Annotated in this window: 17 protein-coding genes and 1 riboswitch; of the genes, 11 read left to right on the plus strand and 6 right to left on the minus strand. The window is 35.8% G+C overall.

Annotated elements, in window-relative coordinates; genetic code table 11:
- Positions 1–14 precede the first annotated feature (14 nt).
- A complete protein-coding gene (locus HNR27_RS03420; protein WP_429338840.1) occupies positions 15–1,190 on the plus strand; it encodes an acetyl-CoA C-acetyltransferase in 1,176 nt (391 codons plus the stop codon).
- Between the two features lie 82 nt (positions 1,191–1,272).
- Positions 1,273–3,057 carry an acyl-CoA dehydrogenase family protein gene (locus HNR27_RS03425; protein ID WP_429338761.1) on the plus strand — a complete coding sequence of 595 codons (1,785 nt, stop codon included), beginning with the start codon at positions 1,273–1,275 and terminating at the stop codon, positions 3,055–3,057.
- Positions 3,058–3,226: 169 nt separating this feature from the next.
- Here the strand turns inward: HNR27_RS03425 and HNR27_RS03430 are convergent, their stop codons facing one another.
- The 4 genes from HNR27_RS03430 to HNR27_RS03445 form a co-directional block, all read right to left on the minus strand.
- A complete protein-coding gene (locus HNR27_RS03430; protein ID WP_429338762.1) occupies positions 3,227–4,027 on the minus strand; it encodes a halocin C8 precursor-like protein in 801 nt (266 codons plus the stop codon).
- Between the two features lie 205 nt (positions 4,028–4,232).
- Positions 4,233–4,637: a hypothetical protein gene (locus HNR27_RS03435; protein ID WP_429338763.1), complete on the minus strand. Its 405-nt coding sequence runs from the start codon at positions 4,635–4,637 to the stop codon at positions 4,233–4,235.
- Positions 4,634–4,852: a helix-turn-helix transcriptional regulator gene (locus tag HNR27_RS03440; RefSeq protein WP_429338764.1), complete on the minus strand. Its 219-nt coding sequence runs from the start codon at positions 4,850–4,852 to the stop codon at positions 4,634–4,636. Before HNR27_RS03440 ends, HNR27_RS03435 begins: the two co-directional genes overlap by 4 nt.
- A gap of 662 nt (positions 4,853–5,514) precedes the next feature.
- On the minus strand, positions 5,515–6,069 hold the full coding sequence (locus HNR27_RS03445; RefSeq protein ID WP_429338765.1) for a VanZ family protein: 555 nt from the start codon (positions 6,067–6,069) through the stop codon (positions 5,515–5,517).
- A gap of 420 nt (positions 6,070–6,489) precedes the next feature.
- Here HNR27_RS03445 and HNR27_RS03450 point away from each other — a divergent pair, with 420 nt between their 5' ends.
- The 7 genes from HNR27_RS03450 (at position 6,490) to HNR27_RS03480 (ending at position 11,040) form a co-directional block, all read left to right on the plus strand.
- Positions 6,490–6,852, plus strand: a complete 363-nt coding sequence (locus tag HNR27_RS03450; RefSeq protein ID WP_429338766.1) for an arsenate reductase family protein — start codon at positions 6,490–6,492, stop codon at positions 6,850–6,852.
- 75 nt (positions 6,853–6,927) lie between these two features.
- Positions 6,928–7,311, plus strand: coding sequence for a glycine cleavage system protein GcvH (gcvH, locus tag HNR27_RS03455; protein WP_429338767.1), 384 nt, complete (start codon positions 6,928–6,930; stop codon positions 7,309–7,311).
- A gap of 100 nt (positions 7,312–7,411) precedes the next feature.
- Positions 7,412–7,762, plus strand: a complete 351-nt coding sequence (locus tag HNR27_RS03460; protein ID WP_212922118.1) for a toprim domain-containing protein — start codon at positions 7,412–7,414, stop codon at positions 7,760–7,762.
- A 20-nt stretch (positions 7,763–7,782) separates the two neighbouring features.
- Entirely contained in the window at positions 7,783–8,100 is a 318-nt protein-coding gene (locus tag HNR27_RS03465; protein ID WP_429338768.1) for a thioredoxin family protein, read from the plus strand.
- A gap of 83 nt (positions 8,101–8,183) precedes the next feature.
- A riboswitch (SAM riboswitch) is annotated at positions 8,184–8,298 on the plus strand.
- Between the two features lie 150 nt (positions 8,299–8,448).
- Positions 8,449–9,477 (plus strand): methionine ABC transporter ATP-binding protein, encoded by a 1,029-nt coding sequence (locus tag HNR27_RS03470; RefSeq protein WP_429338769.1) that lies wholly within the window; start codon positions 8,449–8,451, stop codon positions 9,475–9,477.
- Positions 9,467–10,135 (plus strand): methionine ABC transporter permease, encoded by a 669-nt coding sequence (locus tag HNR27_RS03475; protein WP_212922115.1) that lies wholly within the window; start codon positions 9,467–9,469, stop codon positions 10,133–10,135. The genes HNR27_RS03470 and HNR27_RS03475 overlap by 11 nt, the downstream gene beginning before the upstream one ends.
- A gap of 59 nt (positions 10,136–10,194) precedes the next feature.
- On the plus strand, positions 10,195–11,040 hold the full coding sequence (locus HNR27_RS03480; RefSeq protein WP_429338770.1) for a MetQ/NlpA family ABC transporter substrate-binding protein: 846 nt from the start codon (positions 10,195–10,197) through the stop codon (positions 11,038–11,040).
- A 67-nt stretch (positions 11,041–11,107) separates the two neighbouring features.
- Here the strand turns inward: HNR27_RS03480 and blaI are convergent, their stop codons facing one another.
- Together blaI and HNR27_RS03490 are read right to left on the minus strand one after the other, a co-directional pair.
- Positions 11,108–11,512 (minus strand): penicillinase repressor BlaI, encoded by a 405-nt coding sequence (blaI, locus tag HNR27_RS03485; RefSeq protein WP_429338771.1) that lies wholly within the window; start codon positions 11,510–11,512, stop codon positions 11,108–11,110.
- Positions 11,513–11,546: 34 nt separating this feature from the next.
- Positions 11,547–13,325: a BlaR1 family beta-lactam sensor/signal transducer gene (locus HNR27_RS03490; RefSeq protein WP_429338772.1), complete on the minus strand. Its 1,779-nt coding sequence runs from the start codon at positions 13,323–13,325 to the stop codon at positions 11,547–11,549.
- A 199-nt stretch (positions 13,326–13,524) separates the two neighbouring features.
- Here HNR27_RS03490 and HNR27_RS03495 point away from each other — a divergent pair, with 199 nt between their 5' ends.
- Together HNR27_RS03495 and HNR27_RS03500 are read left to right on the plus strand one after the other, a co-directional pair.
- Entirely contained in the window at positions 13,525–15,537 is a 2,013-nt protein-coding gene (locus tag HNR27_RS03495) for a penicillin-binding transpeptidase domain-containing protein (protein ID WP_429338773.1), read from the plus strand.
- A gap of 248 nt (positions 15,538–15,785) precedes the next feature.
- A complete protein-coding gene (locus HNR27_RS03500) occupies positions 15,786–15,956 on the plus strand; it encodes a YuzK family famiily protein (RefSeq protein ID WP_212922110.1) in 171 nt (56 codons plus the stop codon).
- The last annotated feature ends 148 nt before the right edge of the window (positions 15,957–16,104 follow it).

The raw sequence follows: 16,104 nt of genomic DNA on the forward strand, positions 1-16,104 counted from the left end.
AGGGGGAAGAAATGGTGAGAGAAGCAGTTATTGTAGCAGGTGCTAGAACCCCTGTTGGTAAAGCGCAAAAAGGGTCATTGCGTAACACTCGTCCGGATGATTTAGCGGCATTGACCATAAAAGAAACATTAAAACGTGCTGGAAATTATGAAGGCAATATCGATGATGTCATTATTGGTTGTGCAATCCCAGAAGCGGAGCAAGGAATGAATATGGCTCGAAATATTGCTGGTCTTGCGGGATTAAAAAATGACGTACCAGGTATTACGATTAACCGTTATTGTTCCTCAGGCTTACAAAGTATCGCTTACGCATCGGAGCGTATCATGCTTGGTGCTAGTGACACGATTATTGCTGGTGGAGCAGAATCTATGAGTCTAGTACCAATGCCTGGTCATGTCATTAAACCAAATCCAACATTAGTTGCAAATGCACCTGGTTATTATATGGGAATGGGACACACCGCTGAAGAGGTTGCGAATCGCTTCGGCATCTCTCGTGAGGACCAAGATGCTTTTGCGGTTCAGAGTCATGAACGTGCTGCAAAGGCAATCGCAGAAGGTAGATTTAAAGATGAAATCGTACCCGTAGAAATCACGGAACGATTTATTGGTAAAAACAACAAGGTAGAAGAAAAATCCTTCTTATTTGATACAGATGAAGGAGTTCGTCCAGGAACTACGATGGAGGTCTTAGCAAAGCTTCGCCCAGTATTCCATGTCAATGGATCCGTAACAGCTGGTAACTCTTCACAAATGAGTGATGGGGCAGCTACTGTACTCGTTATGGACCGAGAAAAAGCAGAAGCAGAAGGTCTTAAGCCATTAGTAAAATTCCGTTCCTTCGCTGTAGCTGGTGTTGAGCCAGAAATTATGGGAGTAGGGCCAGTAAAAGCAATTCCAAAAGCACTTGAGATAGCAGGACTAAGCCTATCAGACATTGGCTTAATCGAATTAAATGAAGCATTTGCTTCCCAATCTGTTCGGGTTATCCAGGCACTTGACCTAGATACGAATATTGTCAATGTCAACGGTGGAGCAATTGCTCTTGGTCACCCGCTTGGCATGACAGGAACAAAATTAACCTTAAGCCTAGCCTACGAAATGAAGCGCCGTAACGTTCAATTCGGTATTGTAACGATGTGTATTGGAGGCGGAATGGGCGCAGCAGGAGTATTTGAACTCTTGTAAGTTCGTAATCTGTTTCTTGGAAAATAAACGATGTGTATTAAAAGAATAAAAATAACATATAGGAAAAGAAAGGATGTTAAACATGAGTGAAACAAAAGAAAAATTGTTCAAAGGCGGATCCTTTTTAGTTGAAGACCTAAATGGAGAAGACATCATCACACCAGAAGACTTCACAGATGAACATAAAATGATCGCTAAAACAACTGAGGATTTCGTGGTTGGCGAAGTATTACCAGTAGCAGAAAAATTAGAGAATCATGAATTCGAACATTCCGTAGAACTTCTAAAAAAAGCAGGAGAGCTAGGTTTACTAGGGGCTGACGTACCAGAAGAATATGGTGGACTACAATTAGATAAAATTAGTTCATCCTTAATTACTGAAAAGTTTGCACGAGCTGGTGGATTTTCGATTACACACGGTGCACATGTTGGTATCGGATCCCTTCCAATTGTATTTTTCGGTAATGAAGAACAAAGAGCAAAATATTTACCAAAGCTTGCAACTGGTGAATTAATTGCTGCTTATGCACTGACAGAGCCAGGATCAGGCTCCGATGCTTTAGGTGCAAAAACTACTGCGAAATTAAATGAAGCAGGAACTCACTATATTTTAAATGGTGAAAAACAATGGATTACGAACTCTGCTTTTGCCGATGTATTTGTTGTCTATGCAAAAGTTGATGGAGAGCATTTCTCTGCCTTTATTGTAGAGCGCGAATTCCCAGGAGTTTCAACTGGTCCGGAAGAAAAGAAAATGGGTATTAAAGCATCATCCACTCGTACCCTTATTTTAGAGGATGCAGAGGTTCCAGTTGAAAACCTTTTGGGTGAAAAAGGCCGCGGTCATATCATCGCATTCAATATCTTAAACGTAGGACGTTATAAGCTAGCGATTGGTGGTGTTGGTGGTGCGAAACGTGCACTAGAGGTTGCAACACAATATGTAAACCAACGTAAACAGTTTAACACACCGATTTCTAAGTTTACATTAACACAAGAAAAATTAGCCACTATTGCATCTGAAATTTATGCAAATGAAAGTGCAGTTTATCGTACAGTTGGATTGTTCGAGCAGCGAATGGGTGCTTTAACAGATGAACAATTAAAAGACGGTCGTGAAATTGCCCGAGCAATTGCTGAGTACCAAATCGAATGCTCCATGAATAAATACACGGCAACGGAATTATTAGATCACGCTGCAGATGAAGCAGTACAAATGCATGGTGGATATGGATTTATGCAAGAATATGAGGTAGAACGTATTTATCGTGATTCCCGTATTAACCGTATCTTTGAAGGAACTAACGAAATTAACCGTTTACTAGTTCCTGGAACATTACTGAAGAAAGCAATGAAAGGTGACTTACCTCTATTCCAAAAAGCAATGGCACTTCAAGAAGAGCTAATGATGATGATGCCAGAAGAGCCAGGTACAGAGCCATTAGAGCAAGAAAAGTATTTACTAAGAAATGCGAAGAAAATCGTCCTTCTTGGAGCTGGATTAGCTGCACAAAAGTACATGCAGAAGATTGAAAATGAACAAGAAATCTTAGTAAACCTAGCAGATATGGTGGCAGAGGTTTATAACATGGAAAGTGCCATTCTTCGTACAGAAAAAGCAATCAACAACTCTGGCGTGGAGAAAAACAAGCAAAAGCTTCTATATACGCAAGTGTATGTACAAGAAGCATTCAACCGTATTGAAGCAGATGCGAAGGAAACACTTATTGCAGTGGAAGATGGTGACACATTACGTATGATGCTTTCTTCACTTCGTAAGTTAACTCGTCACACACCAACAAATGTGATTGCGAAGAAACGTGAAATTGCAGTAGGAATTATTGAGGCTGAGAAGTATATTGTTTAAATAGTAAATGGAATTAAAAGAATCGCACAAGGACATAGGTCTTTGCACTAGTCCTTGTGCGATTCTATTTATAACCGATTGAAAATAATTATTTTGGGGATAACTTATTAATTGGAAAATGTTGCTGTTATATATATTACATCGTTTTGGATTATAAGCTAAATTCCTATCAACCACAAATAGCAATTGTTGCAGCAGTACAACCCAATGCACCGATTAAACCGCATACAGAAGCTAAGGCTAATCCGCCAACACCAGTTGTAATTCCTAAGGCGGCTGCTAAGGCAAAGCAACCAGCGCCTCCACCAGTTCCACATAAGGCACCCACGACCCACTCACACCAACCATACGTCGAGAATTCTGGTGCCATATCGTTTACTACCTCTTCAAAAAATTCATCTTGGCTAATAATATCCCCATTTTCACCAACTATTTCTCCATCCATATTTATATTCATGGAAAAGCCTATATCATCATTTACTACCATTCTAATGTTAATAAGACCACTTTCCGTAAGTTCTCCATACATCTTTTTGACCGTCAACACGTTTTCTTTCTCTAGGTCAAATAGAATTTCTACATAGGCAAGATTATCCGAACTAACTTTGTTCCCGATGATAAAGCCTATTGAAGCTACCTGTTGAACGCCATTCTCAGCCTTATTTATTACTATGTCATCTTTATTTAGGCTATTAACTATACTGTCTTTTGCTAGCTTTTTGTACTCTTTTGTCTTTTTAACTTTATTCCAAATATCTTTAAACTCTTTTTCATTTACATTGGATGTAGGTGCTTCTAGGCAATTGTTACCGTCACAAGAGGTGTTTCCTAACGAGGCAAATACTGAGTTTGTTGGTAAAAGTAGTAATACAAAGGTGATTAGTAGTAATAGTTTTTTTGAACTCCACTTTTCATATGATCTCCCCCAATCAAATATATTACTTACCATGAAACGACCGACAGGCGCCAAATATTATCCTTTGATCTTGATAACCATCCTCCTCCTGAAAAAATTGAATCTATGAATTATGTATCTGAAAATGAAGTTTCACATACATAGATTCGATACATAGGTAAAATGTTGGGAATAAACATGTGTAGAGAAAGAATAAGTAGAGTTATGATAATCAGTGAAAAAAGTTTTTACTGACTATCTGTGGGTTTATACATTCATCTTATAATCTTTTAGCTACTAAGGCACCTAGTCCGATTAGAATAAAAAGAATCATCCAACAAACGATCAAGACTTCTATATTAATGGAAGTAATACCTTTTGCGTAGGAAATGACTAATGCAGTTCCTACTGCAAGCATGATAACATTTTGAGCTATTACTAAAAATTGCTGCATCATTAATGTATTTCTTTCATCAAAACTAGGAGTATTGCCATTTTTTCTTTTATTTCGTTTCGATAAGAGGTAGAAAATTATAAATCCAAGGACAGCTCCAAAAGGAATTGATATCGCTAATGACAAATTATTCGTACTATCATTAAAGAAATAAATACCCATAATTACCCCAAGAATCATTCCAACAATGATAAGTGGCCATATCCATACCTGTAATTTTTGGTTTTTCATTTAGCATTCTCCTCACTTTTGTCCAAATAAAATAAGCTTGTAAAAGGTACGTCTAAATACTCTGCTAGTTTAAGGGAGAGTTCTAAACTAGGATTATATTTGTTTTTTTCTATTGCATTGATTGTTTGACGGGTAACTTGTAAATCTTCTGCTAATTTAATTTGCGTTATCCCTTTTCTTTGTCGTACCTCACGAATATGATTGATTACTTTCATGTTTATCACCACGAGATGTAAAGATATATTTACATATAATTATATATGGGTAAAAGAAAATGTAAAGATATCTATACATTTTTATTTTATAAATGAATCATAGGTCCTATTTTTTAATTGATAATTCCCAGAAATGGTAAGAAATACGGACGAAATTTCAAAATATTATGGTAATATAATATAAAGAGATTTAGCTCCTATAAAGGAGATAGAAGAAGTTTTTAGAGTAAGATGTTCTATGGATTATGAAATTGGGATTTCAAGTGGCATGGACACTCAACTTATATTTGGATTTGTGAAGGTTAGATAATAAAATAGCTAGAGAAGGAAGATGAAGTGAAGTTACTGGAAAGGATTATCACGGCTATATTATGTTCCATTTTGCTAGCATTACTATTAAATAATGGTAATGGTTATTATATGACAATTTTACTAGTTTCTTTCTATGTTTTCTTGATTGGTGGGACTATTACATCGTTAGTGATAGATAACTTGATTGGAAAAATGAATAGGGTTAGAACCTTTCATCGCTATATAATGTCGCTACTACTATATGGCATCACTGGCGCCGGGATCGCCACCCTGTTTTCCATTTTTCAGGGAAGCGTAATTGAAATTTCCATTATGCCTCTATTCCTATTAGGAGCTCTTCCAGGTATTCTTTACTTTAATGTCCTTATTCTACTATCGGCTCTTTTCAAGTACGCACGAAGTAGGATAGCCATGAAGTAACCAATTAAAACACCAATCGTATTTAACAGTAAATCATCCACATCAAAACTTCTAGAAATGACGCCATTAATTGATAATACTAGCTGCATTACTTCAATGAATAATGTACTCCCTATACCGATTAATAGACTATGTATGAAAGTCGCTTTCTTTATAAATAGGACGATAAAAATGCCAATAGGAATAAACACAACAATATTACCCAATAAATTTATGATTTGTAGGGAAAAGTCTCCTTGAAAATTTATATATAGATTAATCGTTCGGAATGGAATAAGATTTATCGAAGCTAAGCTAGGAGTAGAAGTTCCATTTGCCGGAAATAATGTCAAATAGAGCAAACATTCCACATAAGCAATTAATAGCATGTTAATGATTTCTCGGTAAACCTTTACATGCTTTTTTTTCTGTATTAGACGGATGAAAGCATAGACTAGTAATGTGATCAGAATTAATAGAACAGGGATATCGTTAATATATTTCATAATAGCTCCTTCGAAGAATTTATCGCAGGTTAACTGGCTGTAGGACCCTTTATCAAGAATTCGCAAGAAATAGAGAATAATAAGTGGGGGTCGGGTAGCACGTCAAACGCCGGATTCGTTCAACTAACATAAAGTGGGGGAGAAATAGAAACCCTGCTGTATGAAGTTTCACTCTATACATAAATTATAATAGACTTCTAGCTTTATCATCAAGTGTGGTTAAGTAAAAATAGGATGAAATACGGAAGTTTTATGAGAATTGCTTAGGTAACCATACATCTTCCTGAAGTCTATACGGAAAATCCTGAAGTTTCCCACCAACTCACTGAAGTTTACGATAATCAAGCTATAGAACCAGCATTTACCTTATAATTCTTTTCTATAAATGGTAAAATAGCCTTAGCAAAGGAGGGGAATCTTTTGGCACTTACATTCTATTGGTATCCGAACTGTGGTACTTGTAAAAATGCTAAGAAAATTCTAGATGAGCATAACATTGACTATAGCAGCATACATATTGTGGAAGAAACACCTTCTAAAGAGGTTCTATTGGATTTAATTGAAAAAAGTGGTTTGCCTGCTAAAAAGTTTTTCAATACGAGTGGAGTTAAATACCGTGAATTAAATATTAAAGAAAAAATTCAAGATGCTTCTGTAGAGGAAATGGCAGAGATATTGGCTTCTGATGGAATGCTCATTAAACGACCAATTGTTACAGATGGCAATGCTGTAACGGTTGGATTTAAGGAAGAAGAATTTCGTCAAAAATGGGCGGAAAAATAAGTATAAATACTAGCGCAAAATAATTATAGCTTGTATAGTTAATATACAATCAAATATTTTTCGGAGGGATCTTGAATGAGCTTACCAAACGATCTTCTTTATTCAAAAGAACATGAGTGGGTTAAAAGAGAAGGAAATGTAGTACGAATTGGAATAACGGATTTTGCTCAAGATGAGTTAGGTGATATTGTATTCGTTGAGCTTCCAGAGGTTGGCGATGAAATTTCTGTGAACGAGCCATTTGGTAGTGTAGAATCTGTTAAAACAGTTTCAGAGTTATATGCACCTGTAAGTGGAAAAGTTGTGGAAGTTAATTCTGAGCTTGAGGACAGCCCTGAGCTTGTTAACGAATCTCCATATGAAAATGCATGGATGATTGTAGTAGAGCTTTCAAATGAAGCAGAAATTAATGAGCTACTTTCACCAGAAGCATATAAAGAAGTTATTGAGCAAGACTAATAGTATGCAATAAAGCTGACTCCTGTTCTTAGAAGCGGAGTCAGCTTTTCATTACAATTGTGTTTTACCCAGAGGCGCCATTCTTAAAGGGGGATCTATTATGATTTCACAGGATTGTGTCATTATTGTAGAAGGACTGACAGATAAGAAGCAGCTTGAAAAAGTGATTGATGATCAAGTTACGATTATATGTACGAATGGAACGTTTGATATTGAGCGCTTTGATGAACTGTTAGAAACCTATCAATTGGATGAAAAGGATGTATTTATTTTAGTCGATGAGGATAAGTCTGGATTAAAATTAAGAAAGCAACTCGCATCGGAGCTTCCACACGCCGATCATATTTATGTTAGTAGTGAATATCGAGAGGTTGCTGCCACTCCGGAACGTATTTTAGCAATGCTTCTACTTGGTAAGCACATTGCAGTAAACCCTCAATATTTGGCATAGTTTTTGGAGTAGGTGATTTTTTGCAGGAAATAACTACAGCGGAAATACAAGAATCGGACTATTTGTTATATATCTATACACCATTTTGTGGAACCTGTCATGTTGCAAGGACCATGCTAGAAAAGATTGAGGATGTTCATAAGGAAACTATCTTCTATGAAATGAATGCATCACTTCAACCAGAATTTATGCAACAATATCAGGTTGAAAGTGTGCCATGCTTATTAATTAAAAAGGGAGATAGGGTGCTAGAAAAAGTCTATGCATTTCAATCTATTGGCAATATATATAGTTATTTATACAAGCATTGTCCGGAGTTATTTACCGAAAAAAAATAAATTGTTTTTTAAAAACTATTGACACCTGTACATTACGGTGGTATAGTTTAATCTATCGAATTTAACAATTTTATATATTATATCTCTTATCCAGAGCGGTGGAGGGAAAGGCCCTATGAAACCGCGGCAACCTTCAAACATTCGTGTTTGAAAAAGGTGCTAATTCCTACAAAGCAAATTTGCTTTGAAAGATGAGAGAACGTGAAGATATAACATGATTACGTCTTTCTGTTCTCTTACAGAAAGGCGTTTTTTATTTTTGACAATGGACCTGTATGTATGGAAAGTTTTTACTTGGTGCAATAAGGGGACATTTTTGGTACATGATAAAAAGAAGGAGGGTCACCAATGATTTCAATTGATGGTCTTACGAAAATATTTCGTTTAAATAAAAAAGATATAACTGCTGTTGATCACCTAAGCCTATCTATTGAGGATGGGGAAATATTTGGAGTGATTGGCTATAGTGGCGCTGGAAAGAGTACATTTATCCGTCTTCTAAATCGGTTAGAAGAGCCAACCTCGGGAAAAGTTACCATACAAGGGAAAGAAATCACTTCGATGAAAAAATCTGAACTTCGTGTTGCTAGGCAAGATATTGGGATGGTTTTTCAGCATTTTAATCTACTCTGGTCTAGAACCGTAAGTGAAAATATTGCATTTCCACTAGAGATTGCAGGGGTACCTGCCGAAGAACGAGTAAGAAGAGTGAAGGAGCTAATTGATTTAGTTGGTCTTACTGGAAGAGAGAATTCCTATCCTTCTCAATTAAGTGGTGGACAAAAGCAGCGTGTTGGTATTGCGAGGGCGTTAGCGAATAAACCAAAAGTATTACTTTGTGATGAAGCAACATCAGCACTCGATCCAGAAACAACCAACTCCATCCTTGAGTTATTAGTAAATATCAATAAGAAGCTCGGCTTAACTATTATCTTAATAACACATGAAATGCATGTAATACGGAAGATATGTAACCGTGTTGCAGTAATGGAGGATGGGAAGATCGTTGAGCAAGGTGATGTATTAAACGTCTTTCTAAGGCCAGAACAGGACGTCACAAAGAAATTTGTAAAACAGGTAATGAGTAGTAGTGATGAAGAGGAATTAGAAAATTTCCTAGTTCATTATACGGGAGGAAAATTAGTTGAACTCACTTTTGTTGGGGAATCTACGAATCAGGCCTTAATTAGTACGATCTCTAAGAAATTTGAAATAGAGGTTAATATTCTCCAAGGAAAAATAACCCAGACACAAAGAGGCGCATATGGAAAATTAACTGTTCAGCTTCAGGGAGAAGATGCGGAAATTGCACATGCGATTTCATTTATTGAAAATGATACCTCAGTTCAATTGGAGGTGATACAGCATGCTAACTAATCTATTTCCAAATATAAAATTGGAGGATTTGTGGGAGGCAACTCTTGAAACCTTCTATATGACGAGCATATCCCTTATCGGCACCTTTATAATTGGTATCATTTTAGGATTATTGCTTTATTTAACTGCAAAAGGCGGCCTTTGGGAAAATAAAATATGCAATGTAATCGTTGGTGCAATTGTGAATGTATTTCGAGCAATACCTTTTATTATTTTAATTTTATTGCTATTCCCTTTCACAAAAATGCTCATCGGTACAGTCCGAGGTCCAAATGCTGCATTACCAGCTTTAATTATTGGAGCAGCGCCGTTTTATGCAAGATTAGTAGAAATAGCATTAAAGGAAGTATCAAAAGGTGTTGTGGAAGCAGCACTGGCTATGGGAGCAAAGACGAAAACCATTATCTTCAAGGTTCTACTTCCAGAATCATTGCCTGCCTTAATTTCAGGAATAACTGTTACTGCGATTGCTCTAATTGGTTATACAGCGATGGCAGGTGTTATTGGAGCAGGTGGTCTAGGAAATTACGCCCATTACTTTGGATTTATGCGAAGAGATTTTGATGTTGTTTTTGTGTGCACGATAGCTATTGTTATTATTGTTTTTGTATTTCAATTCATTGGAGACTTTATCTCTAATAAAGTGGATAAACGATAATTTAGAAGATACGGCCATTGCCGATATTCATATACAACATATAAGAGGAGAGTATACAAATGAAAAAAATTATAGCGCTAGTATCATTATTATTAATTGTACTTTTAGCAGCATGTGGGGGAGAAAAAGATTCTAACGGAAAAAATGCAGAAGGTAAAGAGTCTAATGTATTAGTAGTTGGGGCATCTAGTGTTCCACATGCTGAGATTTTGGAAAAGGCGAAGCCAATTCTTGAAGAAAAAGGTATTACAATTAAAATTGAGCCATACGAAGACTATATACTCCCGAATGACGACCTTGAAAATGGTACATTGGATGCCAACTTTTTTCAACATATACCATATTTAAAGGATACAGTTGAGAAAACAGGCTATGATTTAGACTATGTTGCAGGAATTCATATTGAACCAATGGGAGTATATTCAAAGGAAATTAGTAACATAGATGATATCCCTAACGGAACAGAGGTTTTATTAAGTAACTCGGTACCAGATCATGGTCGAATACTTACGTTATTTGAAGCTAATGGATTGATTAAATTAGACGAAAATGTTGATAAATCAAAAGCAACGATTGACGATATTGTCGAAAATCCAAAAGAACTAAAATTCTCCCCTGATTATGCAGCTGAGCTACTTCCTGAGTTGTATGAGTCTGAAGATGATACACTAGTTGTTATTAATACGAACTTTGCACTACAAGCAGGATTAGACCCTCAAAAGGACTCTGTATTTATTGAGGATGGGGATTCACCGTATGTAAACGTAATTGCGGTACGTTCAGAGGACAAAAATAATGAAAACATGAAAACATTAGTAGAAGTACTCCAGTCCAAAGAAATCCAGGATTTCATTCTTGAAAAATATAAGGGTGCAGTAGTACCAGTTGGTGGAGAAAGCAAATAAGAATATGTAAAATAAAAGACCAAATCCTTCTATATAGGACTTGGTCTTTTCTTTTTATCCAATCGCTTTATTTATTTTTGTTAGTAGCCGGTTTTTCCTTTTTACTATTTTCTAAAATACTTTTCAATTCATTTATATCTTCCACAGTTAGGGAATCTTCTTCCATAAATTGGACTAGGAGTGACTTAAGTGTGCCTCCATAGATTCGTTTAATAAAAGACTTTGCTTCTGCTTGTTGACATTCGTCCTGAGAGTAGAGTGGAAAAAAGGTATACACTTTTTGATCTTTATGAACGCCTACAACATTTTTTTGAACAAGACGATCCAACATCGTTCGAATCGTTTTGGGCTTCCAGTCGATTTTATCCTGTAGAGCTAGGATAACCTCATTTGCTGTTTGTGGGCTTTTTTTCCAAAGGATGTTCATAACTTCCCATTCGGCTTCAGAGATTCTAGGAACATTTTTAGACATCTATTATCTCCTCCTTCAAGAGCTGCGCATTTTTTTATCTGTAGATACCGAAATCCTTCAAAATTTCTAGTGTAATCTCTACTGCATTACTTCCATTTGAATTAATCTCATTTTGGATATTTGTTGCAAATATATAGGTGTTATCATTCGTTTCAACAAATCCAATAAACCAACCATTTATATCTTGTCCGTTTACTGTTCCTGTGCCAGTTTTTCCATAAAGTACAGCATTATCTTTTTCCTCTAGTTTTAATGCGGATTTAATGCTTTGAATATTTTTCTCTTTCCATCCAAATTCATTGGAGTAGAAAGCATTTAATAGCTGTACTTGTTCGACAGGGGATATCCTTAAGGATGATTCTAACCAGTAATGGTCTATTCCCCCAGACAAATCTTGATTACCATATTTTATATTTTTTAGGAATGCTTGAATGGTGTCTATTTTCAACCTTCTGTCCAATTCTTGAAAGTACCAGTTAACTGAATATGTCATCGCTGTATTTAAATCTTGATTCTGATTCCAAGCTTTATAATCATATGTTGTTCCGTCCCACTTTATTAGGGAATTATTAGGGCTAATAATATTTGATTCTAAGCTTAATAGCGCACTATAAATTTTATAAGTAGAATCGGGTGAAACTCTCATGGTACTTAATTTTTCATTGTAAATTCTGAACTGATCTGCTTGCATATCGTATAAGACAAAGCTTCCTTTATAGCCTGAAAAGTAATCCACTAAATCAATATATTCTGTATGTTTATTATCAAAATGATATTGATTATTGTCAGCTGCCATCGCTGAAACAAACGGGATTTGAATCATCACGAATACCCCGACTAACAAGAATATGATTATACTCTTTAGTTTCAATAGTTTTGATTCTGATTGAAAGGATGCAATATTTTTAATCCGTTTTGTTAATTGCTTTTTTGATCCATTTAGTTGATTCACAAATGAGAAGGAACGTTGAATGGATGTATGATTAGCAAAACGAAGAATGGTTTTTCCATAAGCTGTATGGAGATGCTGATTTACTAGTTTTAATACCGCAATATCACAGGCAATTTCTCTATCTAACCTCATTTCCTTAAATGCATACCAGACAAGTGGATTAAACCAATATAAAGCTTGAAAAATAACAATACAGTAATTTAATAGTATATCTTTAAACTTAAAATGGTTTAATTCGTGTAGAAAAATATAGTTAACCTCTTCTTTCGTAAGATATTTGTCAAAATGTACTGGTAATACAATATAAGTATGGAATATACCAAAAGTCATTGGCGATTTAACTAATGGTGATTCCCCAATTATTAATTGCTTCGAAATATTTAGCCTTTGCTTGGCTTGTTCAAATAAAGAGAGATAGTCATCCTGGGTTATTTTCGAGACACTTCGTTTTATTTTCTTTAATTGTAGCCAAGCAATTGACACGAATATTGCCGAGATCATGATACCTGTTAACCAAAGGATCCCAATTGTCATATTTAAAATATCAGAAGTACTATGATTTACAGAAACTGTAAAGTCCTGTATCCAGTTTTTTTCGTTTAACAAATGGTCATTACTGGAATGAATAGCGGTTGTATTCATTTCTTCAGGTGGATTCCAATTGAACAAGATAAATTTCTCTCCAATATCTATCCATTGTGACGGAATAAACGGTAGTGCCATTGCGACCAATAAGAGAAACCAGATATTATACTGCCACTTTGCTGACAATTGGTTATGAAATACTTTTTTTATTAGCAATAGAATCGCAACAGTAAACGTAGATACCAGTAGGCAAATGCTGAACTTAGTGAGGAACAATTATTCCATCTCCCATGTTTTGAGATTTCATTTGTAATACATACATAGTAGCATTTTGACTATAGAATGACAATTACATAATCGGCTCGTTTTTCTAGTAATTGACATAAATACAATACACTTGTAGTATTGTATTACAAGTGTAATCGTTTTATGTGTTGGATAGTAGATTTCTACTTATAACAAGGGGATGAATGATATGAGGAAAAGTTTATTTGGTTTGATCTTGATGGGGATAATTATTAGCATTACAGGCTGTTCGAAAGAAAAACTACCAGAAGATACGTTTACATCTTACCTCTCCGCTTGGGAAGAATTGGATTTTGCAGCTATGTATGGTTATCTTTCTCAAGAATCAAAGGAAGAGATAGATAAGCAAGACTTTATAGAGCGATACGAAAATATTTATTCGGGAATTAATGTAAGCAATTTGAAGATTGATAGTAAGCTTGTAGAGAAAGAAAAGCAAAATACAGAAAATGAAATGATTACATTACCATATAGTGTTACCATGGAAACGCTTGCTGGGCCAATTGAATTTACTAATGAAGCAAAATTGATTAAAGAGGAAAATGAAAAAGGAGAAGACTGGTATATCGATTGGGGACCTTCACTTATTTTTCCGAATCTAGAGGAAGGTGAACAGGTTTCTGCACAAATAATAAAAGCGACACGAGGAGAAATTAGGGACAAAAATGGAAGTGGTTTAGCGATTAATGCGAATGCCAATGTAGTAGGTGTTGTACCAAATAAACTTGGTGATAATCCCAGTGATTCTAAAGCTAGACTAGCTGAATTGTTAGATTCATCGATAGAAGAGATTGATAGCAAATTAAACGCATCCTGGGTAAGGCCAGAGCTATTTGTACCAATCAGCACACTTCCACTCGATAAACAGGATATAGAGCCTTTCCTTCAAGTCCCTGGTGTGGCTATTCAAGAGAAGGTTGTCCGAACCTACCCATTTGGTGAAGCAGCTGCCCATTTAACTGGATATGTACGTGAAATTAATGCAGAACAGTTAGAAGAACTAAAAGATAAGGGATATTCATCAGGTGATGTTATAGGGCAATCGGGATTAGAGTCTATCCTTGAGAAAGACCTCAAAGGAAAAAACGGTGGACATATCTTTATTAAGGATAAGAACGGTGAGTTTAAAGAGACACTTGCTAAATTAGAACCGGTTCCAGGTAAGGATATTCAACTAACAATTGACGCGGTTTTGCAAGAAAAGATATATCAACAGTTAGCTGATGAAGTCGGAACAGCTGTAGCACTAAATCCAACAAATGGTTCTGTCTTGTCATTGGTTAGTACACCAGCCTTTGATCCAAATGCCTTTGTTCGGGGCCTTTCAGAGGAACAATGGGAGAGTTGGAGTAATGATGAAAACAGTCCATTTTTAAACCGCTTTATGAATCGGTATACACCAGGTTCTGTTTTTAAGACAATTACTGCTGCAGTTGGTTTAAAAACAGGGGTAACTGAGCTGGATGAAGTGAGAAAAATTGATGGGCGATATTGGTCTAAGGATGACACATGGGGAGACTATTATGTCACACGTGTTCATGAAAAATCATCTGTCACATTAAAAGATGCATTTGTATTCTCTGATAATATATTTTTTGCCCAAGAGGCTCTTGAGATGGGAAAGGAAACTTTCATAAAAGAAGTAACGATGTATGGATTTGAAGAAGAAATGGAATTTCCTTTTTCAATGACCCCTTCTACCCTTGCTAATGGAGAAATCAAAAATGAAATTCAGTTAGCAGATACCGCATATGGTCAGGGCGAGGTGATGATAAGCCCAATACATCTTGCAGCAATATATACAGCATTTACGAATAATGGTGATATGCTGTACCCGCATCTCTTAGCAGATGATGAACGTAAGGTATGGAAAGAAAATCTAATTGATACTGAAATCGTTGAAAAATTGAATGATTATCTTCTTCAAGTGGTAGAAGATCCTGCTGGCACAGCTCACGGTACATATATTCCTAGCATGTCTATTGCTGGTAAAACTGGTACTGCAGAGATAAAAGCAAGTAAGGATGATGATAGCGGCACAGAGAATGGTTGGTTTATTGGATATGATACTGAAAATTCCCAGCTTCTCTTAACGATGATGATCGAGGATGTAAAGGAACGAGGTGGTAGTAGTTTTGCGATTCCGAAAGTAAAAAGTATATTTGAATTCTACCACCAGTAAAGGAAGGTTGGTGGATTTTGAAAAATAGGAACTAATGTGGAAATATCTTTACAAGGTATACGGAGCATTCATGAGAAATTGCTCAAATGTTTATCGGAGGATATTCTATACAGCTCTTAAGAGGGAATTCAATTCATTTCATTCAATTATAAGATTCTATAAGACTTGGTGTCCTGTTAATTGGCGTGTTAAAATTATCAATGTCAATTAAACGAAAGGGATGATTCACTATTCATAGTGAGATAAACATGAAGTACACAGCTGATATGGAAAAAGCAATGCAAGGCTCTCACCATATGGGCTATGCAGATTATTGCCGTAAGCTGGAAAACCGACTAAGAGTTGAAAGAAAAAGGCAGGAAGAGTACAATAAATGTAAGCATATTGTAGCTGATCTTGATAGTAATATTCATAGATAATTAGTAAAACTGAGGATGGCCCTTATAGGGAAATCCTCAGTAATTTTTTAGTCAGGATTACACTGTTCCGAAAGCTTTTTAAAATCCAAAGTTTTTCTAATAATAAAGCGGAAAAAACCAGTCTTTTCCTATTATAATAGTGGTCTAT

This window comes from Ornithinibacillus bavariensis (assembly GCF_050433565.1).
GTDB classification, from domain to species: domain Bacteria; phylum Bacillota; class Bacilli; order Bacillales; family Amphibacillaceae; genus Ornithinibacillus; species Ornithinibacillus bavariensis.

Excerpts from the sequence above, each read along its gene's own strand:
- gcvH (WP_429338767.1), top strand. The coding sequence starts at position 6,928 with ATGAGCTTACCAAACGATCTTCTTTATTCAAAAGAACATGAGTGGGTT.
- HNR27_RS03445 (WP_429338765.1), bottom strand. The coding sequence starts at position 6,069 with ATGAAATATATTAACGATATCCCTGTTCTATTAATTCTGATCACATTA.
- HNR27_RS03475 (WP_212922115.1), top strand. The coding sequence starts at position 9,467 with ATGCTAACTAATCTATTTCCAAATATAAAATTGGAGGATTTGTGGGAG.
- blaI (WP_429338771.1), bottom strand. The coding sequence starts at position 11,512 with ATGTCTAAAAATGTTCCTAGAATCTCTGAAGCCGAATGGGAAGTTATG.
- HNR27_RS03500 (WP_212922110.1), top strand. The coding sequence starts at position 15,786 with ATGAAGTACACAGCTGATATGGAAAAAGCAATGCAAGGCTCTCACCAT.
- HNR27_RS03440 (WP_429338764.1), bottom strand. The coding sequence starts at position 4,852 with ATGAAAGTAATCAATCATATTCGTGAGGTACGACAAAGAAAAGGGATA.
- HNR27_RS03425 (WP_429338761.1), top strand. The coding sequence starts at position 1,273 with ATGAGTGAAACAAAAGAAAAATTGTTCAAAGGCGGATCCTTTTTAGTT.
- HNR27_RS03470 (WP_429338769.1), top strand. The coding sequence starts at position 8,449 with ATGATTTCAATTGATGGTCTTACGAAAATATTTCGTTTAAATAAAAAA.
- HNR27_RS03460 (WP_212922118.1), top strand. The coding sequence starts at position 7,412 with ATGATTTCACAGGATTGTGTCATTATTGTAGAAGGACTGACAGATAAG.
- HNR27_RS03480 (WP_429338770.1), top strand. The coding sequence starts at position 10,195 with ATGAAAAAAATTATAGCGCTAGTATCATTATTATTAATTGTACTTTTA.
- HNR27_RS03435 (WP_429338763.1), bottom strand. The coding sequence starts at position 4,637 with ATGAAAAACCAAAAATTACAGGTATGGATATGGCCACTTATCATTGTT.
- HNR27_RS03495 (WP_429338773.1), top strand. The coding sequence starts at position 13,525 with ATGAGGAAAAGTTTATTTGGTTTGATCTTGATGGGGATAATTATTAGC.